The sequence below is a fragment of the Streptomyces sp. NPDC101191 genome (assembly GCF_044767915.1).
Taxonomy (GTDB): Bacteria; Actinomycetota; Actinomycetes; order Streptomycetales; family Streptomycetaceae; genus Streptomyces.
Map to the genome: position 1 here is coordinate 516,531 of NZ_JBIWOU010000002.1, position 24,555 is coordinate 541,085.

The 24,555-nt window shown below is 72.4% G+C and carries 21 protein-coding genes; 14 read left to right on the forward strand and 7 right to left on the reverse strand.

The window, feature by feature from the left end; genetic code table 11:
* Positions 1 to 212: 212 nt before the first annotated feature.
* The 3 genes from ACIRQF_RS09420 to ACIRQF_RS09430 all read left to right on the forward strand — a co-directional run bounded on the left by ACIRQF_RS09420 (position 213) and on the right by ACIRQF_RS09430 (position 2,156).
* Entirely contained in the window at positions 213 to 575 is a 363-nt protein-coding gene (locus ACIRQF_RS09420; RefSeq protein ID WP_376634988.1) for a DUF1304 domain-containing protein, read from the forward strand.
* Positions 576 to 580: 5 nt separating this feature from the next.
* Positions 581 to 1,138, forward strand: coding sequence for a TetR/AcrR family transcriptional regulator (locus ACIRQF_RS09425; protein ID WP_382483504.1), 558 nt, complete (start codon positions 581 to 583; stop codon positions 1,136 to 1,138).
* Positions 1,139 to 1,235: 97 nt separating this feature from the next.
* Positions 1,236 to 2,156, forward strand: a complete 921-nt coding sequence (locus ACIRQF_RS09430; RefSeq protein ID WP_404090307.1) for a poly-gamma-glutamate hydrolase family protein — start codon at positions 1,236 to 1,238, stop codon at positions 2,154 to 2,156.
* A 211-nt stretch (positions 2,157 to 2,367) separates the two neighbouring features.
* Here ACIRQF_RS09430 and ACIRQF_RS09435 read toward each other — a convergent pair whose 3' ends face one another.
* The 4 genes from ACIRQF_RS09435 to ACIRQF_RS09450 all read right to left on the reverse strand — a co-directional run bounded on the left by ACIRQF_RS09435 (position 2,368) and on the right by ACIRQF_RS09450 (position 7,712).
* Complete coding sequence (locus ACIRQF_RS09435) at positions 2,368 to 2,865, reverse strand: DUF1269 domain-containing protein (RefSeq protein ID WP_376634993.1); 498 nt, start codon at positions 2,863 to 2,865, stop codon at positions 2,368 to 2,370.
* A gap of 56 nt (positions 2,866 to 2,921) precedes the next feature.
* The gene (locus tag ACIRQF_RS09440; RefSeq protein ID WP_404090310.1) at positions 2,922 to 4,016 is read right to left on the reverse strand and encodes a chemotaxis protein; all 1,095 of its coding nucleotides are present in this window, start codon (positions 4,014 to 4,016) and stop codon (positions 2,922 to 2,924) included.
* Positions 4,017 to 4,092: 76 nt separating this feature from the next.
* Positions 4,093 to 4,581 carry a DUF1269 domain-containing protein gene (locus ACIRQF_RS09445; RefSeq protein WP_376634997.1) on the reverse strand — a complete coding sequence of 163 codons (489 nt, stop codon included), beginning with the start codon at positions 4,579 to 4,581 and terminating at the stop codon, positions 4,093 to 4,095.
* Between the two features lie 209 nt (positions 4,582 to 4,790).
* Positions 4,791 to 7,712 carry a glycoside hydrolase family 48 protein gene (locus ACIRQF_RS09450; RefSeq protein WP_404090314.1) on the reverse strand — a complete coding sequence of 974 codons (2,922 nt, stop codon included), beginning with the start codon at positions 7,710 to 7,712 and terminating at the stop codon, positions 4,791 to 4,793.
* A gap of 263 nt (positions 7,713 to 7,975) precedes the next feature.
* Between ACIRQF_RS09450 and ACIRQF_RS09455 the strand changes: the two genes are divergently transcribed.
* The 3 genes from ACIRQF_RS09455 to ACIRQF_RS09465 all read left to right on the forward strand — a co-directional run bounded on the left by ACIRQF_RS09455 (position 7,976) and on the right by ACIRQF_RS09465 (position 12,223).
* Positions 7,976 to 9,520 carry a cellulase family glycosylhydrolase gene (locus ACIRQF_RS09455; RefSeq protein WP_404090318.1) on the forward strand — a complete coding sequence of 515 codons (1,545 nt, stop codon included), beginning with the start codon at positions 7,976 to 7,978 and terminating at the stop codon, positions 9,518 to 9,520.
* A gap of 15 nt (positions 9,521 to 9,535) precedes the next feature.
* Positions 9,536 to 11,296, forward strand: coding sequence for a glycoside hydrolase family 6 protein (locus ACIRQF_RS09460; RefSeq protein WP_382483514.1), 1,761 nt, complete (start codon positions 9,536 to 9,538; stop codon positions 11,294 to 11,296).
* Positions 11,297 to 11,476: 180 nt separating this feature from the next.
* Positions 11,477 to 12,223: a GNAT family N-acetyltransferase gene (locus ACIRQF_RS09465; RefSeq protein ID WP_404090321.1), complete on the forward strand. Its 747-nt coding sequence runs from the start codon at positions 11,477 to 11,479 to the stop codon at positions 12,221 to 12,223.
* Positions 12,224 to 12,399: 176 nt separating this feature from the next.
* Here ACIRQF_RS09465 and ACIRQF_RS09470 read toward each other — a convergent pair whose 3' ends face one another.
* Positions 12,400 to 13,431, reverse strand: a complete 1,032-nt coding sequence (locus ACIRQF_RS09470; protein ID WP_404090323.1) for a LacI family DNA-binding transcriptional regulator — start codon at positions 13,429 to 13,431, stop codon at positions 12,400 to 12,402.
* A 282-nt stretch (positions 13,432 to 13,713) separates the two neighbouring features.
* Here ACIRQF_RS09470 and ACIRQF_RS09475 point away from each other — a divergent pair, with 282 nt between their 5' ends.
* The 5 genes from ACIRQF_RS09475 (at position 13,714) to ACIRQF_RS09495 (ending at position 19,347) form a co-directional block, all read left to right on the forward strand.
* Complete coding sequence (locus ACIRQF_RS09475; RefSeq protein WP_404090325.1) at positions 13,714 to 15,063, forward strand: ABC transporter substrate-binding protein; 1,350 nt, start codon at positions 13,714 to 13,716, stop codon at positions 15,061 to 15,063.
* A gap of 98 nt (positions 15,064 to 15,161) precedes the next feature.
* Positions 15,162 to 16,172, forward strand: a complete 1,011-nt coding sequence (locus tag ACIRQF_RS09480) for a carbohydrate ABC transporter permease (RefSeq protein WP_376635011.1) — start codon at positions 15,162 to 15,164, stop codon at positions 16,170 to 16,172.
* A gap of 5 nt (positions 16,173 to 16,177) precedes the next feature.
* Positions 16,178 to 17,098: a carbohydrate ABC transporter permease gene (locus ACIRQF_RS09485; RefSeq protein ID WP_404090328.1), complete on the forward strand. Its 921-nt coding sequence runs from the start codon at positions 16,178 to 16,180 to the stop codon at positions 17,096 to 17,098.
* A gap of 77 nt (positions 17,099 to 17,175) precedes the next feature.
* On the forward strand, positions 17,176 to 18,621 hold the full coding sequence (locus tag ACIRQF_RS09490; RefSeq protein ID WP_404090330.1) for a GH1 family beta-glucosidase: 1,446 nt from the start codon (positions 17,176 to 17,178) through the stop codon (positions 18,619 to 18,621).
* A gap of 78 nt (positions 18,622 to 18,699) precedes the next feature.
* Entirely contained in the window at positions 18,700 to 19,347 is a 648-nt protein-coding gene (locus ACIRQF_RS09495) for a maltokinase N-terminal cap-like domain-containing protein (RefSeq protein ID WP_389751816.1), read from the forward strand.
* 71 nt (positions 19,348 to 19,418) lie between these two features.
* On the opposite strand, the gene ACIRQF_RS09500 is transcribed toward ACIRQF_RS09495, so the two are convergent.
* Positions 19,419 to 20,336, reverse strand: coding sequence for a glutaminase (locus ACIRQF_RS09500; RefSeq protein ID WP_376635018.1), 918 nt, complete (start codon positions 20,334 to 20,336; stop codon positions 19,419 to 19,421).
* Positions 20,337 to 20,459: 123 nt separating this feature from the next.
* Here ACIRQF_RS09500 and ACIRQF_RS09505 point away from each other — a divergent pair, with 123 nt between their 5' ends.
* Together ACIRQF_RS09505 and ACIRQF_RS09510 are read left to right on the forward strand one after the other, a co-directional pair.
* The gene (locus ACIRQF_RS09505) at positions 20,460 to 21,398 is read left to right on the forward strand and encodes an endonuclease/exonuclease/phosphatase family protein (protein WP_404090335.1); all 939 of its coding nucleotides are present in this window, start codon (positions 20,460 to 20,462) and stop codon (positions 21,396 to 21,398) included.
* A 306-nt stretch (positions 21,399 to 21,704) separates the two neighbouring features.
* Positions 21,705 to 22,469 carry a VOC family protein gene (locus ACIRQF_RS09510; protein WP_376635022.1) on the forward strand — a complete coding sequence of 255 codons (765 nt, stop codon included), beginning with the start codon at positions 21,705 to 21,707 and terminating at the stop codon, positions 22,467 to 22,469.
* A 292-nt stretch (positions 22,470 to 22,761) separates the two neighbouring features.
* Here ACIRQF_RS09510 and ACIRQF_RS09515 read toward each other — a convergent pair whose 3' ends face one another.
* Positions 22,762 to 23,838, reverse strand: coding sequence for an enoyl-CoA hydratase/isomerase family protein (locus ACIRQF_RS09515; protein ID WP_404090338.1), 1,077 nt, complete (start codon positions 23,836 to 23,838; stop codon positions 22,762 to 22,764).
* Between the two features lie 156 nt (positions 23,839 to 23,994).
* Here ACIRQF_RS09515 and ACIRQF_RS09520 point away from each other — a divergent pair, with 156 nt between their 5' ends.
* Positions 23,995 to 24,480, forward strand: coding sequence for an SRPBCC family protein (locus ACIRQF_RS09520; RefSeq protein WP_376635025.1), 486 nt, complete (start codon positions 23,995 to 23,997; stop codon positions 24,478 to 24,480).
* Positions 24,481 to 24,555 lie beyond the last annotated feature (75 nt).

Below are 24,555 nucleotides of genomic sequence, written 5' to 3' on the forward strand. Positions count from 1 at the left end.
GCGTAGGGAGGCGCGCAGGTCCCGGGCATCCGAATTCTTCTGCGCACGGGCGCCGGGCACGCGCGCCCCGGTCATCGGACGGTGCGCGGATGGCGAGGTTGACTTCCTGGACAGGTGTCCATACATTCGAGACAGCTGTCCATTTACATGGCGAGGGACGCGCCCGGCACCGGGCGACGGGATCCGCGCGACCTGAGGGAGTGAACGCACCGATGGAGACGACCGGAAGCGTGCTGGTGGGCCTGGTGGCCTTCCTGCACCTGTCCTTCATGGCCCTGGAGATGTTCCTGTGGCAGCGTGCACCGGGACGCAGGCTCTCCGGTTTCGACGCGGACCTGGCCCGCGCCACCGCGCCGCTCGCCGCGAACCAGGGCCTCTACAACGGGTTCCTCGCGGCCGGTCTCGTCTGGGGACTGTTCGCCGGGGACCCGACCGGTTTCCAGGTCCGGGTGTTCTTCCTGGTCTGCGTCGTGATCGCCGGCGTCTACGGCGGCTTCACCGCCAACCGCCGCATCCTGATCGCCCAGGCCCTGCCCGGCGCCCTCGCGCTCGGCGCCGTCCTGTCGGCCGGGTGAACGCGGTGCCGGAGGACCCTCGCACCGAGCGGACCCGGGCCCGGCTGCGCGAGGCCCTGCTGGAGGAGTGCGCGAGCGGCCCGCTGGAGAAGGTCAGCGTCGCGGCGCTGGTGCGCCGGGCCGGGGTCGGCCGGGCCACGTTCTACGTGCACTACGCCGATCTGGAGGCGCTGGCCGTCGACGCCTGCGCCGGAATCGTCCGCGAGGCGGTGGACGCCCTGCACGCCTGGCGCGGCGTAGCCGACCCCGCGAGCCCGCCGCCCGCCCTGGTCGACTTCTTCGAGCGTCTCCCCTCGCACCGCACGCTCTACGGCGAGCTGCTCCGGCCCGGCGGTGGTGGCCCGCTGGGCCAGGTCCTGCACCGGGACCTGCGCGCCCGCAGCCGGGCCGAGCGGGAGCTGGCCGGCGCGCCGGAGCCGGAGCTGGTCGCCTCGGCCGTGGCCTCGGCCTTCGCCGGGGTACTGGCCGACTGGCTGCACGGCATGATCGAGGCCACACCGGCCGAGATCACCGGAAGGGTCTGGCGCCTGCTGATCAGCCTGCACCGCACACCGCTGCCCTGACCAGGCTCCTCCGACAGCTCCCTCGGCGGGGCCGGGGTTCCTGTCATGTCCAGGACCCGACGCGGGAGCTGTCGGAGGCATCGGGCAAGATCGCGCCATGACCCACACCAGCAGACGCACCGTTCTCGCCTCCGTGGCAGCCGTGGCCGCCGGCCTGCCCACCCTCAACGCCGTCGTCGGCAACGGGGCCACCCGGGCCGCCGCGGCCGACACGTACGCCTCCAACACCGAGCTGTACACGAAGACGGCGAGCAAGGAGGGCAGCGACTGGGTGCGCCGGTTCCGTATCGGTGCTCCGGTCCAGGTCACGGACAACGTCCGTGCCTCGAGCGTCCCGGTGTCCACCACGGCCGTCATCGCGCCGCACGGCGGCGGCATCGAGGCGGGCACCAGCGAGCTCTGCATGGCCGTCGCCGGATACACGCCCTTCGAACAGGGCGGCGATCCCACCGACTCGGCGGTGCCGGGCACGCCCCAGCGCGACTTCTGGATGTTCGAGGCCCTGGCGAACTCACAGGCGCAGCACGTGACTTCCACGGGCTGCGACGATCCGGCCGCGCTCGCCGCCTGCGGCAACAACCTGTACGCCGTCTCCCTGCACGGTTTCTCGGACACGGCGAACAAGCGGGTCATCGTCGGCGGCCGCGACGAGCGGCTGAAGCGGAACCTGGCCGCGGCCTTCGCGCGGAACGGTCTCAAGCCCGGCAACGGCGACGCCGCGCTGGACGTGAGCATCGAGGTGAACGGCACCGACCCGGGCATCGACGGCAACCACCCGTCGAACATCGTCAACCGCACGCGCACCGGGGCCGGCGCCCAGCTGGAGATATCCACCGCACTGCGCGCGGCGATGTTCGGCGTCTGGGACCAGGGAGCGAGCGGACGCATGTCCAGCTATGGCACGCCCTCGACGAAGAACCCCTACGCGGACCACTTCTGGACCGCGTTCGTCACCGCCGTCCGGGAGGCGATCCGGAACCACGAGCTCGGCAAGGATCCCCTCTACACGGAGGGCTGAGCCGCACCCGTACCGCGGCACGTCTCCGCCCCGCACACCTCCCGGCACGCGGTACGTGGCACGCGCTGCGGAACAGCCGGACCGGTCACCGCCCGTCACCGCCCTCCTCGTCACCGCTCACGGACGCGCGACGGGCCGCCGCCGATCCGCAGGAGGGCCGGCGGCGGCCCGGTCGCCGGCCCGGTACCGGGGATGCCCGATCCGGCGTGGCTCATGCCGCCTCGGGGCCGGCCAGCTGCTCCGCGAGCTCCTTCTCGCTCTCCTCGGAGAGCGAGGTCTTGAGCACTGTTCCGCCGAAGGGCGCCATCGCCGCGGCGAACCGGTCCTCGGTGACCTTGGAGGCCATCACGACCACGGCCGAGTGGCCGGGCCTGAGCAGCTCCTGCACCTTCCCGCGGAACTTCCCGTCGACGCCCATCTGGTTCAGCTTGCCGATCAGTCCGCCGACCGCGGCACCCACCACCCCCATGGCCGGCGTGAGGATGACCATGCCGAAGACCATGCCCCACAGGGCGCCGGCCGTGGCCGAAAGAGCCACTTCCTCGCTCCTGGCGGGCGTGTCCACATGGGTCTTGCCGTCCTCGTCCACCGTGACGACCGCCAGACCGGTCAGGTCGACGACGTGCCCGTCCTTCAGCTTCTGCACCTCCGCGAAGGCCTTGTTGGCGACCGCCTGGTCCTCGTAGCCGATGACGATGAGCTCGGACATCCGTTTCTCCTTACAGGGGAGGGGCCGGTGGCCCGGCACTCCGGGCCGGTACCGCGTCAGTAGCGCAGCACTCCGGCGATGCGCCCCCGGCCGTTCAGGGAGTCGTCGGGCACGAAGCGGACCTCGGCCCCGGTCTCGAGGGCCTGCTCGACGATCTCGTCCACCATGTCGTCCCTTGCCCCCGACTCCGAGGCCTCCGTGGGCTCCAGGTGGCCGCCCTCGTCGCGGACGGTCGCCTGGTAGTGCTCCTCCACGGCCAGCAGACGCATCCGGCCGTCCCTCACCGCCTGCCACACCTCGTCGATGCCACCGGCGTACTCGCGGCGGCCCCTGGCCGCGTCGAGCTCGGCGACGACGGTGGCCGTCGCGGCGGCGTCGCGTGCGGTCCGGATCGGCTCGACCGCGTCCCACACGGCGGCGGCCGGCCCGGCGGCCAGTCCGCCGTGCTCGACCGTCAGAGTGGCCGGGCCGAAGGAGCCGAGGTCCGACAGGAGCGCGAGCGCGGCGGACGATCCGACCACGTAGAGCGGCCGCGGTTCGGAGGCCAGCACGACCCGCAGCTTCTCGTGCGCCTCGCGCAGGAACTGACGCGTGGCCTCGTCCTGGAAGGTACTGGGGAGGTCGCCGATGCGTTCCTTGCGCTCCGCGTCCGGGTCCTCCAGGCTGCGGGAGAGCGGGAAGCCGTCGCCGGTGTGCTCGGCGGCCCGCTCGGATCCGCCGTCCCACAGGGACACCCGGTCGGCGGCCACCGCCAGCACCCAGTACGGCTGCTCGGCGGCCTGCGCGGCGACGAGGTTGCGGGTGAGGAAGGTGTCGGCCAGGACCACGCGTTCCGGGACCTCCCGGGCCACCGACCAGACGTGACGCTCTCCCGGAGCGACGAAGACCACCAGTCCGTCCTCGGCGTGCGCCAGGTCGATCTCGGCCTCGGCCCGCCGCAGTTGGTCGAGGACGTCGGCCCGCTTCTCGCGCGTGACCGCCGGGTCGTCCTGGAGGGCCTTCTCCGCCTCGGCGATGAGGTTCCGCAGCCGGACCGGGTCCTGGCTCTTGTCCGGTTCTCGCCGGTGCGTCGGCATGACGAGGGAGAGGGCGGGGTACGGCCGGGGCTGCCGGAGCTTCGCGAGCGAGCCCGGGGTGAGCACGGGGTCCATGGGATGGCCTTCCTGGGCGGTGGCGGCGGTTCGGGTGCCCGGTGCGCCGCCGAGGGGGTCACGGGGGACGCGGCGGCTACGGCGTGCCGGTGAGCTGCTCGGCCAGGTCCCTCTCGTCCTCGTCGCTGAGCGAGGTCTTCAGGACGGTGCCGCCGTGCCGCTGCATGGCCGCCGCGAACTTGTCCTCGGTGACCTTCGACGCCATCATCACGACGGCTGCGGAGCCGGGCCCGAGCAGGTCGCCCACCTGCCGGCGGAACCGCTCGTCGACACCCGACTTGCTGAGCCTGCCCACGAGGCCGCCGAGCGCCGCCCCGGTCAGCAGACCGAGCCCGGGCACCAGGAAGAGCACGCCGAAGATGGCGCCCCACAGGGCCCCGGAGGCGGCGGAGACTCCGACGATGCGGCTCGACGAGTCGACGTGGGTCCGGCCGTCCTCGTCCACGGAGACGACCGCGAGGCCGTTGAGGTGGACGACGTGGTCCCGCTGCAGGTCCTGGACGGTGCCGAAGGCCTCTTCGGCCACGCGGGGGTCGTCGTATCCGATGACGATGAGCTCAGCCAACTGACGCCTCCTGGTCGGCGGCCGCGCCACGGCGACCGAAGCCGCGCGGTGCGCGTGCCCCTGAGGGTCCACAAGATCCCATGGTGCCCCGGTCGTCCCTTTCCCGCGACCCGGGCCGGGGGGTGGGAAGAGGAGGCCGGGCGGACCCCGTGTGAGGGTCCGCCCGGCGTCGTCGTACGCGGAGCCGGCTCGCTTTCGCGGGGCGGCGGTTATTCGAGCAGCTCCGCGTACGAGCCCATGGCCAGGGCGATGTCCGCCTGGGCCCAGAACCGGTGGTAGGTGAAGACGGGGGCGGCGCCGCCCGCCAGATAGGCCTCGATCTTCGGCCAGGCGGGGTCGTTCCGGTAGAAGGAGCGGATCGAGGCGAACGTGGACGCGGCGTTCACGGCGTCGCCGTTCGGCATGGTGCCGGTCCAGCCGCTCGGGACGTACACGGGGTCGTCGAAGCGGTTGTAGTCGGCCCGGGTCTCCGGGACCGCGATGCCCAGCGGGTCCTGGTGGTGGGCCCACATGCCGTCGAGGAGCGCCCTGGCGACCCGCTTGGCCTCGGCGTGGCCGGACCTGGCCGCGTAGTAGGTCAGGGTCTTCGCGTAGGCGGCGGCCACGCCGACGTCGTCGGTGTAGTCGGCGACGGTCACGTGCAGCCCCTTGTTGGCGCCGGGGCTCGCGGCGTTCCAGGTGTCGGGTGCGCCGGACCACTGCAGGGTGGAGGGGATGCGGTAGGTGCCGTCGGGATTGACCGTGGTCTTGGAAAGTGCCCAGGCGACCCACTTGTCGAGCACGGTTCCGGCGGCCGGGTCGCCGGTCTGCTGGTAGTACTCGGCGACCCGCTCCATGGACCAGGCCTGGAAGCCGAACCACTGGTTGGACGGCGGGTCGTGGTAGACCGGCTTCTCGTCGTAGAACATGCCGTGGAAGGTGGGGGTGCCGGCCGGCGGGGTGGCGTAGCGGCCCTGCCAGCTGTTGGTGGCGCCGCCCGCGATGGCCCCTTCGTCGGACTGCAGCCAGCGGTAGAACTCCAGCTGCCGGGTCAGGCTGGTCGCCCAGTCGGCGGCTCCGGTGGCCGACTTGGGCTTGAGCGGGGCGTAGGAGCTGAGGGCGTAGGCGGCCAGCGGGTTCTGGTACCCGCCGTGGGCGTGGCTGGAGCCGATGCGCCAGGCCCAGCCGGCCGAGGTGTCCGTGGCGCCGCCCCAGGCGTAGTACCAGGACATCAGGTAGTGGGAGCTGTCCTTGCCGGTCCCCGCGGGGCAGGCGGTGGGTCCGACGCAGTCGCCTACCTTCTTGAAGTACTTGTCGACCATGGCGTAGCGCAGGTAGTCGCCCATCTTGGCGGCCTTGCCGACGGTCGTGGCGATCTGGGCGCCCTTGCCCTGCTGCCTGGCCCAGACGTCGGCCCAGTAGGCGGCCTGGACGGCGCGCGCGTCGGCGTCGGGGGCGTTGGTGAACTTCCACTGCCTGGCGTACGAACTGTCACCGGTGAACAGGTCGAGGTAGCCGTTCCTGCCGCCGTAGGCGAACCGGTCGCAGGTGGGGTGGGGGACGGTCTCCCAGACGGACTCCTGCGGGCCGCGCTGGAAGGTGTTGACGTACGAGGGGCCGGTGGCGGTCGGGCCGGTCGAGCACTTCCCGGGCTCGTTGCCGTAGCCGTAGACGTTGTCGACGTCCTGGATCCAGTGCATGCCGTAGACGTCGTCGGTGCCGTACGCGCTCTTCAGCTCGGCGGCGAGCGGGTCGGCGCCGGCCGTGACGGCGGTGTCGAGCTTCGCCGGGTACTGCGAGGGCAGGTCCCACTCGGGCGCGTAGGTGGCCGGCTTGGCGGCGTTGTAGAAGGAGTTGGTGGGCTGGTCGGCGTGGGTGGGGATCATGTACTTCTCGAGGGTGTCCCACGCGCCGTTGAACTTGGACCAGTCGCCGGTGATCTTCCCGTACATGGCCTGGAGCCAGACGAGGTAGCTGTAGGCCTCCGAGGTCGTCTCGTGGCCCTGGTCGGGGGCCTCGACGATCAGGGTCTCGACGGAGTGGTACGGGATGCCCTCGGGCGAGAAGTAGCCGTTGGCCGGGTTGGTGATCCTCCCGTAGAGGTCGAGGAAGCGGGCGTCGTACGTGGAGTTCGCGGCCAGTTGGGCGACGGTGACCTCGGCCTTGGCGTGACCGGGGGCGGTCGCGGTGAAGACGGCCGTCCCGGTGCCGGTGGCCGCGGCGGCGACGGTCACCTTCTGGGCGGTGTTCCAGTTCGCCGGGGTGAAGGTGAGTGCGGCCGGGCTCGCGGTGAGGCCGGTGACGCCCGAGGTGCGGGCGACCCCCACGGTCACGTTCGCCGTGGGCGGCGTGGAGAGCTTGAGGTCGAAGGTGCCGCTCCCGCCCTGCCGTACGGAGAGCTGGGCGGGAGTGGCGACGAGCGCGGGGCCGGCGGCGACGGTGATGCCCACGGGCGCGGACTCGCCGGTGGCCCCGAGGGAGTCGTACGCCTTGGCGTAGAGGGAGTGGGCACCGGCCGGCAGGGAGGTGGCACCCAGGGTGAAGGGCGCCGTGGTGTCGGTGCCGATGAGGCTGGTGTCGCTGTAGAACTCGACCTTGCCGATCGTGGCGCCGTCTGCGGCGGCCGCGGTGGCGGCGAGCGGGACGGCGTCGCCCTCGGTGTACACGGCGCCGGGCGCCGGGCTGGTGAGGACGGTGACCGGGGGCTGGTTGGCGCCGGTGCAGGGGGTGCCGTTGACGCTGAAGGAGGTCGGCGCGGTGTTGGTACCGGTGTACGCGAACTGGGCGCCGGTGGTGACGGCGGCGCCCGCGGCGACCGTGCCGTTCCAGGCGGCGTTGGTGACGGTGACGGTCCTGCCGGACTGGCTCCAGGTGCCGTTCCAGCCGTTGCCGAGCTTCTGGTCGCCGGTGTACGCGTAGCTCAGCGACCAGCCGTCGAGGGCGGTGGTGGCGCGGTTGGTGAGGGTGAGCTCGGCGGTGAAGCCGGAGCCCCAGTCGTTGGTCCTGTAGTCGACGCTGCACTGCACGGTGGCGGCCTGGGCGGCCGGTCCGACCGTCAGCAGGGCGGCCGGCAGGGCGAGAACGGCGGCCAGCGCGGTGAGGGGCCGGACCGGACGGCGTGGGCCGTGGGGCCGGTGGGGGCGTGGTGGCATGCGGGTGGTTCTCCTCGCGGCTCGAAAGGTGGGGTGGTGCGAGGGCGAGTGGTCAAGCTCTGAACCAGTGGGAGCGCTCCCACTGTGCAGACCTGACGAGACGCCGTCAAGACAGCCGAAGAGTCGAAGGCATCCGGTCCGGAAATTTGGCCAACTCCTCTTTTCCTTGGGGTCAGTTGCCGCTACGGTCTGCCCGACCAGTGGGAGCGGTTCCATCCAGTCGGCACGCCACCGGGGCGTGCCCTCGCTGCGAGGACTCGCTCATGCGACATCCCCCACGTCTGACGGCGCTGCTCGCGGGAGCGGCGCTCACGGCGGCGAGCACCGCTCTCGTCGTCTCGGGTACGGCCTCGGGAGCCGCGGCCGCACCGCTCTGCACCGTGCAGTACTCCGTCACCGGATCCTGGTCCGGCGGCTTCCAGGGCGCCGTGACCGTCACCAACGACGGTCCCGCCGTGAGCTCCTGGAAACTCGGCTTCGACTTCCCGGGCGGCCAGGTGATCAGCCAGGGCTGGGGCGCCAAGTGGTCCCAGTCGGGCGCGAGCGTCACCGCCGTGAACGAGAGCTGGAACGGCTCGCTCGCCACCGGGGCCGGCGCGACCACCGGCTTCCTCGCCACGTGGTCGGGCAGCAACCCGGCACCGGGCGCGTTCACGCTGAACGGCACGGTCTGCGACCAGGACCCGGGCCCCACACCGACCCCGACCCCCACCACCCCGACCACTCCTCCCACGACCCCACCCACTACTCCGCCCACGACTCCCCCGACCACACCACCGACCCCGGTCACCGGCGCGCCCGAGCTCGGCGTCACCGGCAACCGGCTGACCGACCGGAACGGCGCCACCCGCCGCCTGCTCGGCGTGAACCGCTCCGGCGGCGAGTTCATGTGCGTGCAGGGGTACGGCATCTTTGACGGTCCTGTCGACGACGCGTCCGTCCAGGCCATCGCCGACTGGAAGGCCAACGCCGTCCGCATCCCGCTCAACGAGGAGTGCTGGCTCGGCCTGACGAACATCAAGCCCGAGTACCGCGGGGCGAACTACGTCTCCGCGGTCAAGGACCTGGTGAACCGGGTGATCGCGCACGGCATGACGCCGATCGTCGAACTCCACTGGACCTACGGGCAGTACACCGGAAACTCGGCGGGCTGTGCCGACGTCCACGCGAGCTGCCAGAAGCCGATGCCCGACGCCCAGTACACCCCGGCGTTCTGGACCTCGGTCGCCGACACCTTCAAGAACGACCGGCGGGTCGTGTTCGACCTCTTCAACGAGCCCTACCCGGACCGGGCCACCCCCACCGCCGCGCAGGCCTGGACCTGCTGGCGCGACGGCGGGAGCTGTCCCGGGATCGGCTACGAGGTCGCCGGCATGCAGGACCTGGTGGACGCGGTCCGCGCGACAGGAGCGCAGAACGTTCTCCTGGTCGCCGGCCTCGCGTACTCCAACGACCTGAGCCAGTGGCTCGCGCACGCCCCCGCCGATCCGGCGGGCCGTGTCGCCGCCGCCTGGCACGTCTACAACTTCAACACCTGCGCCGACGAGTCGTGCTGGACGGGCACGCTCGCCCCGGTCGCCGCCCAGGTCCCCCTGGTGGCGGGCGAGATCGGCGAGAACACCTGCGGACACGCCTTCGTCGACCGCGTCATGAAGTGGTTCGACGAGCGCGCACTCTCCTACCTGGGCTGGACCTGGAACACCTGGAACTGTGCCTCCGGGCCGGCCCTGATCACCTCGTACGACGGCACTCCCACCACCTTCGGCATCGGGCTGCGCGACCACCTGCGCTCCCTGAACGGAAACTGAAAGGGCTACCACCCCATGAGCCGCACAACCAGCCGCACCGCCCTGCTCGCGGCCCTCGGCCTGATTACGGCGACGGGCGCCACCGCCACCGTGTTCGGCACCGCCGCCGCCGGCGCCGCCACCCCGGGCTGCCGGGTCGACTACCAGATCTCCAGCCAGTGGAACTCCGGATTCGGTGCCAACGTCACCGTCACCAACACCGGCGACCCCGTCTCCGCCTGGACCCTGGAGTGGTCCTTCGGTGGGGACCAGAAGGTCACCCAGTCCTGGAACACCACGCTGACCCAGTCCGGGTCCGCGGTCACCGCGAAGAACGTCTCCTACAACGGCACGCTCGGCACCGGGGGTTCGACCTCCTTCGGCTTCAACGGCTCCTACAGCGGGACCAACGCCGTGCCGGCGGTCTTCACGCTGAACGGCGTCGTGTGCAACGGCGCGACGCCGCCGACCACACCGCCCACGACCCCGCCGACCACTCCCCCGACGACCCCGCCCACCACGCCTCCCACCACCCCGCCGCCCGGTACGAAGGCCGACAACCCCTACGCCGGGGCCAAGGTGTACGTGAACCCGGAGTGGTCGGCGAAGGCCGCCGCCGAACCGGGCGGAACCAAGGTGTCCAACCAGCCCACCGGGGTGTGGCTGGACCGGATCGCCGCCGTCCACGGCTCCGCGACCTCCATGGGGCTGCGCGCCCACCTCGACGAGGCGCTGAAGCAGAAGGGCAGCGGCGAGCTCGTCGTCCAGCTCGTGATCTACAACCTGCCCGGCCGTGACTGCTCCGCGCTCGCGTCCAACGGCGAGCTCGGACCGACGGAGATCGACAAGTACAAGTCGCAGTACATCGACCCGATCGCGGCCATCCTCGCCGACCCCGCCTACGCGGGCCTGAGGATCGTCACCACCGTCGAGATCGACTCGCTGCCCAACCTCGTCACCAACGTGACCGGCCGCCCCACGGCGACCGCGAACTGCGACGTGATGAAGGCCAACGGCAACTACATCAAGGGCGTCGGCTACGCCCTGAACAAGCTGGGCGCGATCCCGAACGTCTACAACTACGTGGACGCCGGCCACCACGGCTGGCTGGGCTGGGACGACAATTTCGGCGCCTCCGCCGAGCTCTTCAGGACGGCCGCGACCGCCGAGGGCTCGACCGTCGCCAACGTCCAGGGCTTCATCGTCAACACCGCCAACTACAGCGCCCTCAAGGAGGACCACTTCACCATCAACGACTCCGTGAACGGGGTCTCGGTGCGCCAGTCGAAGTGGGTGGACTGGAACCGCTACACCGACGAGCTGTCGTACGCCCAGGCGATGCGCGACAAGCTCGTCTCGATCGGCTTCGACCCGAAGATCGGCATGCTGATCGACACCTCCCGCAACGGCTGGGGCGGCGCGGCGCGGCCCACCGGGCCCGGCGCGTCGACCAGCGTCGACACCTATGTGAACGGGGGCCGCTACGACCGGCGCATCCACCTCGGCAACTGGTGCAACCAGTCCGGCGCCGGCCTCGGCGAACGGCCCCAGGCGGCGCCGGCCGCGGGCATCGACGCGTACGTCTGGATGAAGCCGCCGGGCGAGTCCGACGGGGCGAGCAAGGAGATCCCGAACAACGAGGGCAAGGGCTTCGACCGCATGTGCGACCCGACGTACACGGGCAACGTCCGCAACGGCAACAGCATGTCGGGCGCCCTCCCGGACGCGCCGCTGGCGGGCCAGTGGTTCTCGGCGCAGTTCCGGGAGCTCCTGAAGAACGCGTACCCGGCGCTGTGACCCGCGCCTGAGTCGGCCCGCCGGGCGGGCCGGAACCTCCGGGTCCCGGCCCGCCTCCGGCGGGTCCACCCGCCCATCGCCGCGCGCTCCGCGCCCCGGACTGGTAAATCCGTTGCCCCACCGGGGCGGGCGACGGAACATGGGCCCGCTCGGCGCTACCCCCTACCGACAGGCGCACAGGTGACCTCGAACGACGAACGACGCCAGACCCTCTCCGACCCCGACGGCCGACCGGTACTGACCTACGTCCCGGGTACGCGCGACGGGCACCCCTGGGCCGACCTGGCCGAAGTGGTCGGCCCCGATCCCGTGCCGGCCGTCCTCGCCGGCATGTCCGGATGGGCCGTATCGGGATCCGTGGAGCTCGGCGAGGAGCTGATCCGGCGCGGCGCCCGCACCCTGCGCCACGCCCATGGCATGCGCCGTGACCTGGTCGCCGACCCGCCCCCCGCCGAGTGGGCCGCCCCGGTCCTGCCGGACGGGCTGCGCGCCGTCCCCTGCACCCGGCCGGCCGCGGACCTGTTCCCGGCCTGGCGCGCCGCCTTCGCCACCGGCCATCCGGACCACGACGAGGGCAGCGACGAGGACGTGCTCTCCGCGCTTCTGGCCCCGCTCCTGGCCGGCGACCGCCTCGGACCGGTCCTCCCCTGCAGCGCGCTGGCCGTCGACGCGGCGGACAGTGTCGTCGCCGGTGTCGTCGTCACGGACCGGGACGGCCTCCCGTGGATCGCGAGCGTCTTCCGCCGGCCGGGTGCCGCCGGGGCCGGGCTGGGCTCGGTCCTCCTGCGCCGCATGCTGGCGGACGCGGCAGCGCGCGGCCTCCGGGAGATCGAACTGGTGGTGAGCGAGGGCAATCCCGCCCGCTTCCTCTACGAGAAGCTCGGCTTCGGGCTCACCAGGACCTCCCTCACCGTCCTGGTTCCCTGACCGTGACGGCGCGATCGGCCGGGCACCCGTGGCGGTGATCGGCCGGGGCACCCCTTGGCAGTGATCGCCGGGGCACCCGTCGCCCCCGTCCGGTCTCCGAGCCGTCCGCCCCCGCCGGGCCGGCGGGGGCCGCTTCGTGGCCGCGGGCGGCAGTCGCCCCGGCCGGTGACACCGGCTCAGGACGAGTCCCGCACCACCAGCTCCGTGGGCAGCACGCGCCGCTGCGGCTCCGGCGCCTCCGCCGGGGCGGCGATCCGGTCGAGGAGCATCCGCGCCATCGTCCGGCCCATCTCCTCGATGGGCTGCCGGACGCTCGTGAGCGGCGGGTCCATCAGGCGGGCCACGGCCGAGTCGTCGACGCCGACGAGGGCGACGTCCTCCGGGACGCGCCGGCCCGTCTCGCGCAGGACGCCACGGGCTCCGGCGGCCATGACGTCGGAGGCGGCGAAGACGGCGTCCAGGTCCGGGGCGCGGTCGACGAGTTCGCGCATCGCCCGCCGGCCGCCCTCCTCGGTGAAGTCGCCGGTGGCGACGAGCAGGTCGTCGGGATCGAGGCCGGCCGCCGCGACGCCCTCGCGGTAGCCGTCGAGGCGGGCGCGGGCCACGTCCATGTCGAGCGGTCCGGTGATGGTCGCGATCCGGCGGCGGCCGCGCTCGGCGAGATGGGCGACGGCGGCGCGCCCGGCGCCCGCGTTGTCGGAGTCGACGTAGGCGGCGGACTCGTCGGCGGAGCGCCGCCCGTTGAGGACGACCGGGAGGCCGAGTTCGCGCACCAGGTCGGGCAGCGGGTCGTCGGCGTGCACGGAGGCCAGCAGGACGCCGTCCACGCGCTGGGCGGCGAGGTACTGCTCGAAGCGCTGCCGCTCCCGCTCGGTGCGCACGAGGGTGAGCAGCAACTGCTTGTCGGCCTCGCCGAGTTCGGCACTGACGCCGCGGATGATGTCGAGGAAGTACGGCTCGGCGAAGAGGCGGGCCTCGGTCTCGGGGATGACGAGGGCGATCGCGTCGGTGCGGCTGCCGGCGAGCGCGCGGGCCGCCTGGTTGGGCACGTAGCCGAGTTCCTCGATGGCCCGGTGGACGGCCGCTCGGGCCTGTTCGCTCACCCGGGGCGAACCGTTGATGACCCGGGACACGGTGCCCCGGCCGACCCCGGCCCGGGCCGCGACCTCTTCGAGTGTGGGCCTGCCGCTGTGCCGTCCGCCGTTCACGTCTCTCGTGCTCCCCTCGCCATGTGCCTCGTACTCTCCTCGTACGACCGCCCCGCGCGCCCGCGGCGATCAGGTCAAGATAGGCCACGGCCGCCGACTCCGTCAGAATCGCCGCTCTTCGACGACCGAACGGTGGGAGCGCTCCCACCGTAGCGGAACGCGGACGGCCGCGAATTCGCGTTCATCTCTTGACACCCCCACCCGCGAGGCAGGAACCTTCCGGCAACGACGACGTGGGAGCGCTCCCATCGCAGACACCACCTTTTGGACGAGGAGAGTGGAATGCGCACTACCAGCAGCAGACCGGCCCCCGGCCGCGCACGCCGTACCGCACTCGCGGCGGTCGCGGCCCTGACGGCGGGCTCAGCCCTGCTCACCGGATGCGGGGACGGCGGCGACGGAGGGGACGCCGCCGGCGGCGGGACGATCACGCTGCGGGTCGGAACCTTCGGTTCCTTCGGCTACGACAACAAGACCGGCGCCAAGCTCTACGCCGAGTACGAGAAGGCCCACCCGAACATCAAGATCGTCGAGTCCAACGTCGCCGACGGGCAGAAGTACTGGGACACCCTCAAGCTGCGTCTCTCCCGCAACAGCGGCCTGGCCGACATCCAGGCGATCGAGGTCGGGTACATCGCCGAGGCGACCGGCTCCGCGATGGCCGGCAAGTGGGTCGACCTCTCCAAGAACGGCGGCGCCGACGTCGGCGCCTACCTGGACTGGAAGACGAAGCAGGCCACCACCGCCGACGGCAGCGTGATCGGTCTCGGTACCGACATCGGTCCCATGGCCATCTGCTACAACAAGGACCTGTTCGCCAAGGCCAAGCTGCCCACCGACCGCACCGAGGTCGCCAAGCTGTGGTCGGGCGACTGGGCGAAGTTCCTGGAGGTCGGCAAGACCTACCAGAAGAACGCGCCCACGGGCACCTTCTTCCACGACTCCGGGAGCGGCCTCTTCAACGCCGTCGTCAACAGCGACCCGGAGCAGTACGCCAACGCGAGCGGCGAACTCGCCTGGGAGACCAGCCCCGGTGTGAAGAAGGCCTGGGAGACCGCCGTCGCGGCGGCACAGGGCGGCCTGACGGCCAAGCTGCGCCAGTTCGACGAGAAGGGCACCTGGAACGCCGCCTTCAAGAACTCGAAGTTCGCCACGGTCGCCTGCCCGAGCTGGATGACCGGCATCATCAAGGACCAGGCCGGCGCGGCCAACCAGGGCAAGTGGGACATCGCCGCGCCGCCGGTCGCGGGCAACTGGGGCGGCTCGTTCCTGGCCGTGCCGAAGTCCGGGAAGCACGCCAAGGAGGCCGCCGAACTGGCCGCCTGGCTGACCGCTCCGGCGCAGCACGCCAAGGTGTTCGCGGTCAACGGCAACATCCCGTCCACCAAGGACACGCTCTCCTCGGCCGCGGTGGTCGGCGCCAAGCTGCCGTACTTCGGCGACACCCCGGTCGGCGAGATCTACGCGGCCGCCGCGGCGCACATCCGGCCGGCCCCGATCAGCCGCTGGGACGGACAGGTGAAGACCTTCCTCACCGACAACGGCATCCTCGACATCGAGCAGCGCGGCACCGACCCGGCCAAGGCCTGGGAGAACGTCAAGAAGCTGGTCGACGACAAGATCGACCAGTAGCGGGAGCGGGGGTGTCCCGCCGCGCCGGGCCGGCCGGCGAGACACCCCTGACCCACCGACCGCGCCACCCGTACGCACCGATCTGGAAGGACGCCCCCGTGGCCACCTCCGTACGGGCGAGGAACGGCGGCTCCCCGTCGCCCGACGCACCGCCCTCCCGCTCCCCGCGCCCCGGCGCCCGCCGGCCGGACGGCCCGTCCGCCCGGCGCAGCAGGCTCTACCGCTGGGACCTGAAGGCGACGCCGTACGTCTTCGTCGCCCCCTTCTTCCTGACCTTCGCCGCCTTCGGCCTCTTCCCGCTGCTGTACACGGGCTGGCTCTCGCTCAACCGGGTGGAGCTCGGCGGCGATCCGCAGTGGAAGGGCCTGGAGAACTACACCGACCTGGCGGACAGCGACTTCTTCTGGAACGCGCTGGCCAACACCTTTACCATCGGGGTGATCTCCACCGTCCCGCAGCTGCTGATGGCGCTCGGGCTCGCGCATCTGCTCAACTACAAGCTGCGCGGCCGGGGTTTCTTCCGGGTCGCCGTCCTCGCCCCGTACGCGACCTCCATCGCGGCGGCGACTCTCGTCTTCACCCAGCTCTTCAACACCGACTACGGGCTGATCAACTCCGCGCTCGGCCTGGTCGGTTTCGACCCGGTCGACTGGGAGTCGTCCAAGTGGCCCGCGCAGATCGCCATCTCGGTGATCGTGACCTGGCGGTGGACCGGCTACAACGCCCTGATCTACCTGGCCGCGATGCAGGCGGTCCCGCAGGACCTGTACGAGGCGGCCGCCCTCGACGGGGCCTCCCGCTGGCGCCAGTTCCTGAGCGTGACGATCCCGTCGATCCGCCCGACCATCCTGTTCACGGTCATCGTCTCGACCATCGGCGCCACCCAGCTGTTCGGCGAGCCGATGCTGTACGGCGGCAGCGTGGGCATCTCCGGCGGCAGCGGCAACCAGTTCCAGACGCTGAGCCTGCTCATGTACGAGAAGGGCTGGGTCACCGGCGCGCTGGGCCAGGCCTCCGCCATCGCCTGGGTGATGCTGCTGCTCCTGCTCCTCGTCGGCGGCCTGCAGGCGCTGATCTCCCGCGTGAACCGCAAGAAGCTGGGGGGCTGACCCGCATGCGTACCCCTACCCGTACCCCGACCCCGGCTCCGGCCCCGGCCCCGGCTGCCGTTCCCGCCCGTGGCCGTGCCCGGTTCCGGCAGTCGGCCGGCCGCCAGCACCACGCGGGCCCGCTGACGTACGTCCTGCTCGGCGGCGCCGCCCTGCTGTCGCTCTTCCCGCTCTACTGGAACCTGGTCGCCGCCTCGCACAGCGGCGATCGGGTGGTCACGGCCCCCGCGCCGCTCCTCCCCGGACCGCGGCTCCTCGACAACCTCTCCTTCGCCTGGAACCAGGTCGACATGGGCGAAGCGCTGGTCAACACGACGGTCGTGGCCGGACTCGTGGCCCTGTCCACGGTGCTCTTCTCCACGCTCGCCGGTTTCGCCTTCGCCAAGCTGCCGTTCAAGGGCCGCAACGTGCTGCTCACGCTGGTGGTGGCGACGATGACGATCCCGCCGCAGCTGAGCGTCATCCCGCTGTACCGGATCGTCACGGACCTCGGCTGGGTCGACCAGCTGCAGTCGGTGGTCCTGCCCTCCCTGGTCGCCGCGTTCGGCGTGTTCTTCATGCGCCAGTTCCTCATCGAGGCCCTGCCCGTCGAACTGGTGGAGGCGGCCCGGATGGACGGCGCGCATTCGCTGCGGATCGTCTGGCACGTGGTCTTCCCGGTCGCCCGGCCCGCGATGGCGGTCCTCGGAATGCTGGTCTTCGTGCAGGCCTGGAACGACTTCTTCTGGCCGTTCATCGCGCTCACCCCCGACGGCAATCCCACCCTCCAGGTGGCGCTCGCCGGCCTCGGCGCGGGTAACCACACCGTCGACCAGGCGGTGGTGCTCACCGGCGCGCTGATCTCGACGGTGCCGCTGCTGCTGGTGTTCGCCCTGCTCGGCAAGCACATCGTCGGCGGGATCACCGCGGGTGCCGTCAAGAGCTGACGGCCCCGCCCACCCGCTCCGGCACCCGCCCTTCCCTGCCCGTCATCCACCCGTCTCTGCGTTGGGAGCGCTCTCTCATGACCGCGTCCGAAACCCGGCCGCTCACCGCCGTCCGCCGCTTTCCGTCCGGCTTCCTCTGGGGCGCGGCGACCGCCGCCTACCAGATCGAGGGGGCTGCGGCGGAGGACGGGCGCACACCGTCCATCTGGGACACCTTCTCGCACACCCCGGGCAAGGTCTTCCAGGGCCACACGGGCGACGTCGCCGTCGACCACTACCACCGCTTCCGCGAGGACGTCCGGCTGATGTCCGAACTCGGGCTGAACGCCTACCGGTTCTCGGTGTCCTGGTCCCGGGTGCAGCCGACCGGCCGGGGGCCGGCCGTGCAGCAGGGCCTGGACTTCTACCGGCGCCTCGTCGACGAACTCCTGGAGGCCGGCATCGAACCGGCCCTCACCCTCTACCACTGGGACCTGCCGCAGGAACTCGAGGACGCGGGCGGCTGGCCGGAGCGCGCGACCGCGGAGCGCTTCGCCGCGTACGCCGGGCTGCTCGCCGACGCCCTGGGCGACCGGGTGAGCCGCTGGACCACCCTCAACGAGCCCTGGTGCAGCGCCTTCCTGGGGTACGGCTCGGGGGTGCACGCCCCCGGCCGCACCGACCCCGTGGCCGCGCTGCGCGCCGCGCACCACCTCAATCTCGGCCACGGACTCGCGGTGCAGACGCTGCGTTCCGCGCTGCCGGCCGGGGCGAAGCTGGCGGTGTCGCTCAATCTGCACGAGGTGCGGCCGCTGACCGGATCGGTGGAGGACCGGGAGGCCGCCCGCCGGATCGACACGGTCGGCAACGAGGTATGGCTGGGGCCGATGCTGGACGGGCGGTATCCGGAGCAACTCCTCGCGGACACCGCGCACCTGACGGACTGGGGCTTCGTGCGGCCCGGCGACGAGGCGACGGCCGGGCAGCCGCTGGACTGGCTGGGAATCAACTACTACACACCGACGGTCGTCTCGCGGGTCGCGGAGGGCGAGGAGAAGCGGCAGGACGACGGGCACGGCAACAGCGCGTTCTCGCCGTGGCCCGGTGCCGACGACGTCGCCTTCCACCAGGCGGACGGGCCGCGTACGGCGATGGGCTGGCCGGTGGACCCGTCGGGCCTCACGGATCTGCTGACCCGGGTCTCGGCCCGGTACCCCGGCCTCCCGCTGGTGGTCAGCGAGAACGGCGCGGCGTACGAGGACGAGGTCGGCGCGGACGGTTCGGTGCACGACCCGGAGCGCGCCGCCTACGTCCACGCGCACCTGGAGGCGGTCCACCGGGCGGTCGAGGAGGGGGCCGTGGTGCACGGCTACTTCCTGTGGTCGCTGCTGGACAACTTCGAGTGGGCGTACGGCTATGCGAAGCGGTTCGGTGCCGTGCACGTCGACTACGAGACGCTGCGCCGCACACCGAAGTCGAGCGCCCGCTGGTACGCCCGGGTGGCCCGCTCGGGCGAGCTGCATGCTCCCGGGGCGGGCGCCTGACGGCCCGTCCGGGGGAGGTACGGTTCCCGGGCGGACCGCCGACCGGGAACCGCTTCGTCACGGAGGAGTGCAGGAGACATGGCCGAGATCCACAGGACCACCATGACGCCGACCAAGCTGGAGTTGCTGGAGTCCTGGCTGCCGACGCGTCCCTGGTACCGGGGCGGTGCGGAGTCCGTGCCCCGGCTCGCGAAGGCGGGCGGCTTCCGGCTCGACGACCCGGAGGGCGAGGTGGGCATCGAGTTCATGGTGGTCGCGGACTCCTCCGGTGACGAGGTCCATGCCTACCTCGTGCCCATGACCTACCGGGCGGCGCCGCTGGAGGGCGCCGAGCGCGCCCTGATCGGCACCTCGGAGCACGGGGTGCTCGGCACCCGCTGGGTCTACGACGGGGCCCACGACCCCGTGCTCGTGGGCCGGTTGACCGCGCTCCTCGAAGGCCGGGCGGAGCCGCAGGCGCAGAGCGCGTCGGACACCCCGGACCCGACGGTCGAGGCGCGTTCCGACGGGCCGGGCACGTGGGACGCGGCGGGCGCGGCGGTCGTGGAGGACGGGGCGTACGGCACCGACCTGCGGCTCGGCGCGGGCGTGCCGGTGCTGCGGCTGGCCCGGGTGCTCGACCCGAAGGCCACGGGCTCGCGGGGCCACGTGATCACCGGCTGGCACCTCCCGGACGGCGAGGAGCTCCGCGGGGCGTACGTCCTGGCCTTCGACCCGGCGGCCTGACGGGTCCGGACCGGGCGGGACGGGCCTGGCGGGCCGGGCGAGCGGAACCGCACCACGCCCGGCCGGACCGGTCAGAAGACGGACAGGCCCGTGATCGTGGTGAACCGGTCGAGGGCGGCGACGCCCGCGACCGAGTTCCCCCGCTCGTCGAGACCGGGGCTCCACACGCACAGCGTGCAGCGCCCCGGGACGACGGCGATGATGCCGCCGCCGACCCCGCTCTTTCCGGGCAGTCCCACCCGGTAGGCGAAGTCGCCGGCGGCGTCGTACGTGCCGCAGGTGAGCATGACGGCGTTGACCTGCTTGGCCTGGCTGCGGGTGAGCAGCCGGGAGCCGTCGGCGCGGATGCCGTGCCGGGCGAGGAAGCCGGTGGCGAGGGCGAGGTCGGCGCAGGAGGCCTCGATGGAGCACTGCCGGAAGTACTCGCGCAGCAGGGTCGGCACGGGGTTGGCGATGTTGTCGTAGCTCGCCATGAAGTGGGCGAGGGCCGCGTTGCGGTCGCCGTGCGCGGTTTCGGAGGCGGCGACGTCGCGGTCGAAGTCGAGGTCGTGGTTGCCGCTCTCGGCGCGCAGGAAGTCGAGGAGGACTCCGGAGGCGTCGCCGGTGATCCGGTGCAGCTGGTCGGTGACGACGAGGGCGCCCGCGTTGATGAAGGGGTTGCGCGGGATGCCGTTCTCGTACTCCAGCTGGACCAGTGAGTTGAACGGGTTGCCCGAGGGTTCGCGGCCGACGTGGTCCCACAGCGGTTCGCCCTTGCGGGCGAGGGCCAGGGCGAGGCTGAACACCTTGGTGACGGACTGGGTCGAGAAGGGCTGCTGCCAGTCCCCCACCCCGTACACCGTGCCGTCGAGCTCGGCGACGGCCATCCCGAAGCGGCCGGGGTCGGCGGTGGCGAGCGCGGGGATGTAGTCGGCGGGCCGGCCGCGGTCGACGAGGTCGGTGATCTCCTCGGCGATGCGGTCCAGGACGGGTTCGAAGGTCAACAGCATGCGCACATCATGCGTCGGAAGGTCCCCGGGCGTTGTCGGCACCCCCTTCTATGATCGTTCCCGTGTCGCTAGGGTGCGGCATCCGGCCGCAGGACCGGCCGGTCACGGAGGGGGGATCCCGTCATGCGACGCAACATCCGGCGCGGCCTTCGGCTCGCGCTCACGGGCGCGCTCGCCGCGGTGCTGCTGCCGGCGTCGGCCGCGCAGGCCGCGACGCCGGCGCCGCGCACCTACACGGTCTGGCAGTGGAACGTGGCGGGCAACACGATCCACGACGGTTCCACGACCGACGGCCTGGTCACCCAGGCGGCCGCGTCGATCGTCACCCGGGGCGCCGACTTCGCCGCGTTCAACGAGCTGTGCCAGGGGCAGTACAGCGCCCTGGTGAACGAGCTGCGGACCAGGGGCTGGCCGCAGGACCAGGCGAACTTCGCCCGTTTCGAGCCGAGCCGCGCGGCCGGGAACGCGGCCGTGTGCCAGGGCGAGGCGTTCGGGAACGCGATCTTCAGCAAGCGCCCGCTCGGCGGCGCCGCCCGCTTCGCCCTGCCGGACGACGGCACGGCCGAGAAGCGCAACCTGCTGTGCGCGCCGCTCACCGACGGGACGGCCACCCGGTTCTGCACGACGCACATCACGACGAGCCAGTCCTTCAACGTGGCCCAGCTGGACTTCGTGCACCAGAAGCTGGAGGAGTACGCGGCGTCCGGCGAGACGGTCCTGACCGCGGGCGACTTCAACGCCCAGCCGCACTACGGCCGCCTGAACTCCTACTACGCGCCCAGCGTGAACACGCCGAACAACGCGGACAACACCGGTCAGTACCGCGAGCTCGACGACGACGACCCGGGCCACTGCCCCGGCTACGGCGAGTGGACCGCGGACGGCACGCCCGGCGCGACGCCGCCGTGCGGGGGGAACGCGAAGATCGACCACATCTTCGTCCGGGAGAGCGCGCTGGCCGGGGCGTACAGCGCGGACTCGCTGGCCGTCTCCACGGCGTGCACGGGCGTCACGGTCTGCTCCGACCACCGCATTCTCGTCGGGACGGTGACGGTGAAGTGACGCCCTCCTCACCTCGCGCGCCGCACGGCGGACGGTGAGCTCAGATCGTGCCACGGCTCCGGGGCCCTAGCCGGGCCGGCGGCGCGGACGCAAGCAGCCGGGCCAGGTGAGGCCGGTGACGCACAGCATCGGGACGCATCGCTTCGGTGCGGCGGCGGCCGGGGCGCCGGGGAAGGCGCTCATTGAGTGGCGCGGCCGGTGCGTCCGGGTGAGGGTGGCCTGGGGGCAGAACCGGGGGCGAGGCCGAACGGGAGTGAGGTGAGCCGGGTGCCGTTGACCGCGGATGAGCCGGGAGCGCCCTGCTGGATGAATCTGGCGGCGCGCGATCTCGATGCGGCGGAGGAGTTCTACGGGGCCGTGCTCGGCTGGACCTTCCGCCGCGGCCCCCTGGGCGACGGCTTCTCGATCGGCGAGCGGGACGGGGTCCCGGTGGCCGGAATCGGCGAGGTGGTCGTCCGGATGGGCGTACCGGTTGCCTGGACGGTGTACTTCGCGGTGTCCGACGCGGACGCCGCAGTCGCGCGTATCCGGGAGCGCGGCGGCACGGTCGGCGTGGGCCCGGTGCCCTTCCCGCCGCGCGGGCGGGCGGCGCTCGCCACCGACCTGGAGGGGGCCGTGTTCGGGATCTGGGAGGGCCGGATCTCCTCCCGCTGGCGGCTCGGCGAGCGTCACGCCCCCGCCTGGCTGGAGCTGCACACCCGCAACGCGTTCGACGCCGCCCTCTTCTACGGGGGCGTACTGCAGTGGGTCGACGGCGGCGCGGACCGTTTCGAGGTCGCGTACGAGGACGAGCAGGTGGTCCTGCGCAGCCACGGCGAGGCGGTCGCGCGGCTGAACAGCGGCCCCGCCGAGGCGGCCTCGGCGCAGCCGCAGCTGCGCCCCCGCTGGCTGATCCACTTCCGCGTCCCCGACCTGGAGCGGGCGACCGCGGCGGCCCTCTCCCTGGGCGGGACGCTGGTCCCGGAGGCGGACCACGGCTGGCCCGCCGCGGCGTCCCGCCAGGTGACGGTGCGGGACCCACAGGGCGGCCTGTTCACTCTCGACGAGTCATCGGCGGACGACCAGGACTGAGAGCCAGATCCGGCCGACAGATCCGGCCGACCCCTTCGGCCCGCGCTCACGCCAGGTCGCGTAACTCCGGACGCACCGAATGCCGGCCGCTCCCGGCGCACGGGTACACCGGATGCCGGCCGCTCCCGGCGTACGAGTACACGGGATGGCGGCCGCTCCCGGCGTGCGGGTACACCGGATGCCTGCCGCTCTCGGCGTACGGCTACACCGGATGGCGACCTGACCGCTCTCGGCGTACGGGTGCCGCGGGTCCTCGTCTCGGCCCCCGGCGGGAGTCTCGCGGCGGCCCGGCTCAGCTCTCCGGACGCGCTGGAGGGGTGAGCCCCAGCTCGCCCGCGGCGCGCGGGGCGAACCAGCCCTCGGTGGCCTGCTCCGTCACCTGGGCGAGCGTCGGCGGGGTCCAGCGCGGGTTCCGGTCCTTGTCGACGACCTGGGCGCGGATGCCCTCGACCAGGTCCGGGGAGGCCAGGGCGGCGCAGGAGAGGCGGAACTCCATGTTCAGCGTCTCTTCGAGGGAGTCCTGGGCCCGGGCGCGGCGCACCGCGGAGAGGGTGGCCTTGAGGGCAGTGGGCGAGCGGGTGAGCAGGACGGTCGCGGTCTCCTTGGCCTCGGGCACGCCGGAGTCGGTGAGACGCTCCACGATGCCCTCGACGGTGCCGGCCGCGTAGCAGGCGTCGATCCAGGCGCGCCGTGCGGCGAGGTCCCCTTCGGGGGCCGGCCGGGCGAAGCGGGCGACCGCTTCGGTGGCGGGCTCGGTGGTGAGGGCGGCGGCGAGCGCGGGCAGGTCGGCGGCGGGGACGAAGTGGTCGGCGAGGCCGGCGAGGATCGCGTCGGCGGCGCCGGCCGGTGTGCCGGTGAGGGCGAGATGGGTGCCGAGTTCGCCGGGGGCGCGGCTGAGCAGGTGGGTGCCGCCGACGTCGGGGACGAAGCCGATGCCGGTCTCGGGCATGGCCACGCGCGAGCGTTCGGTGACGATGCGGACGGAGCCGTGGCCGGAGACGCCGACGCCGCCGCCCATGACGATGCCGTCCATGAAGGCCACGTAGGGCTTGGGGTAGCGGGCGACGCGGGCGTTGAGCCGGTACTCGTCGCGCCAGAAACCCACGGTCGCGGTGCCGCCGGCGCGGGCGTCGTCGTGGATGGCGCGGATGTCGCCTCCCGCGCACAGGCCCCGCTCCCCCGCGCCGCGGAGGACGACGGTCGTCACGGCCGGGTCGTGCTCCCAGGCGGTCAGCGCCTCGTCGATCCGGCGCACCATGCCGTGGGTGAGGGCGTTGATGGCCCGGGGCCTGTTCAGGGTGAGGAAGCCGGCGCGGCCCTCGGTGTGGACGAGGACCTCCGGCTCGGGGAGGCCGGTGGGTACCGACATGCTGCCTTCTTCCTTCCTGCGTGCCGGACCGGGGTCCGGGCTGTCCCTGGGCATGAAACGATCTTCCGTCCACCGTAGCCGTCGGGACCGTGCCCGCACAGGCCCCTCGTCCGCTACCGTACCCGCGGGTAACGCAGTGGACCGAGGGGAGCGGACATGGCACGGCAGCGGAGTCTCGAGGAATCGGTGCTGGTGGAGGCGGAGCGCGCCACCTTGTACGGCCTGGTCGCGGACCTGCGGAACATGGGGCGCTGGAGCCCCGAGTGCCGTCGGGTCCTCACGGGCAGGCCGCCGGTGCGGACCGGGAGCCGCTTCGTCGGGCTGAACCGGCGCGGCCCGTTCGTCTGGTTCACCACCGGCCGCGTCACCACGGCCCGCCCGGGCGAGGAGTTCGTCTTCGACGTGGGCGTCTTCGGGCTGCCGATCGCACGCTGGGGATACCGTTTCGAGGACGAGGGCACGGGCACCCGGGTCACGGAGACCTGGCAGGATCTGCGTACGGGAACAGGCTCGGGCTTCGCCGACCTGCTCGGCACGGTCTTCGCGGGCACCTCCCCGGAGCGGCGGATCGCCGTGAACCGGCACGGGATGCGCACCACGCTCGCGCGCCTCGCGCGCGCCGCCGCTCCGGCCGCCGGCTGAGCCGGCGGTAGCGCTCCGTGGCGGCCTCCCGTTTCCCCTGCCGGTGGCGGCGGGGGCAGCATGGAAGGAAGCCCC

What these genes read in the sequence shown, in the direction of transcription:
- ACIRQF_RS09455 (WP_404090318.1), top strand. Translation starts at nt 7,976, where the DNA reads ATGCGACATCCCCCACGTCTGACGGCGCTGCTCGCGGGAGCGGCGCTC.
- ACIRQF_RS09515 (WP_404090338.1), bottom strand. Translation starts at nt 23,838, where the DNA reads ATGTCGGTACCCACCGGCCTCCCCGAGCCGGAGGTCCTCGTCCACACC.
- ACIRQF_RS09450 (WP_404090314.1), bottom strand. Translation starts at nt 7,712, where the DNA reads ATGCCACCACGCCCCCACCGGCCCCACGGCCCACGCCGTCCGGTCCGG.
- ACIRQF_RS09460 (WP_382483514.1), top strand. Translation starts at nt 9,536, where the DNA reads ATGAGCCGCACAACCAGCCGCACCGCCCTGCTCGCGGCCCTCGGCCTG.
- ACIRQF_RS09520 (WP_376635025.1), top strand. Translation starts at nt 23,995, where the DNA reads ATGGCACGGCAGCGGAGTCTCGAGGAATCGGTGCTGGTGGAGGCGGAG.
- ACIRQF_RS09430 (WP_404090307.1), top strand. Translation starts at nt 1,236, where the DNA reads ATGACCCACACCAGCAGACGCACCGTTCTCGCCTCCGTGGCAGCCGTG.
- ACIRQF_RS09485 (WP_404090328.1), top strand. Translation starts at nt 16,178, where the DNA reads ATGCGTACCCCTACCCGTACCCCGACCCCGGCTCCGGCCCCGGCCCCG.
- ACIRQF_RS09435 (WP_376634993.1), bottom strand. Translation starts at nt 2,865, where the DNA reads ATGTCCGAGCTCATCGTCATCGGCTACGAGGACCAGGCGGTCGCCAAC.
- ACIRQF_RS09510 (WP_376635022.1), top strand. Translation starts at nt 21,705, where the DNA reads ATGAATCTGGCGGCGCGCGATCTCGATGCGGCGGAGGAGTTCTACGGG.
- ACIRQF_RS09500 (WP_376635018.1), bottom strand. Translation starts at nt 20,336, where the DNA reads ATGCTGTTGACCTTCGAACCCGTCCTGGACCGCATCGCCGAGGAGATC.
- ACIRQF_RS09475 (WP_404090325.1), top strand. Translation starts at nt 13,714, where the DNA reads ATGCGCACTACCAGCAGCAGACCGGCCCCCGGCCGCGCACGCCGTACC.
- ACIRQF_RS09490 (WP_404090330.1), top strand. Translation starts at nt 17,176, where the DNA reads ATGACCGCGTCCGAAACCCGGCCGCTCACCGCCGTCCGCCGCTTTCCG.
- ACIRQF_RS09495 (WP_389751816.1), top strand. Translation starts at nt 18,700, where the DNA reads ATGGCCGAGATCCACAGGACCACCATGACGCCGACCAAGCTGGAGTTG.
- ACIRQF_RS09420 (WP_376634988.1), top strand. Translation starts at nt 213, where the DNA reads ATGGAGACGACCGGAAGCGTGCTGGTGGGCCTGGTGGCCTTCCTGCAC.
- ACIRQF_RS09505 (WP_404090335.1), top strand. Translation starts at nt 20,460, where the DNA reads ATGCGACGCAACATCCGGCGCGGCCTTCGGCTCGCGCTCACGGGCGCG.
- ACIRQF_RS09440 (WP_404090310.1), bottom strand. Translation starts at nt 4,016, where the DNA reads ATGGACCCCGTGCTCACCCCGGGCTCGCTCGCGAAGCTCCGGCAGCCC.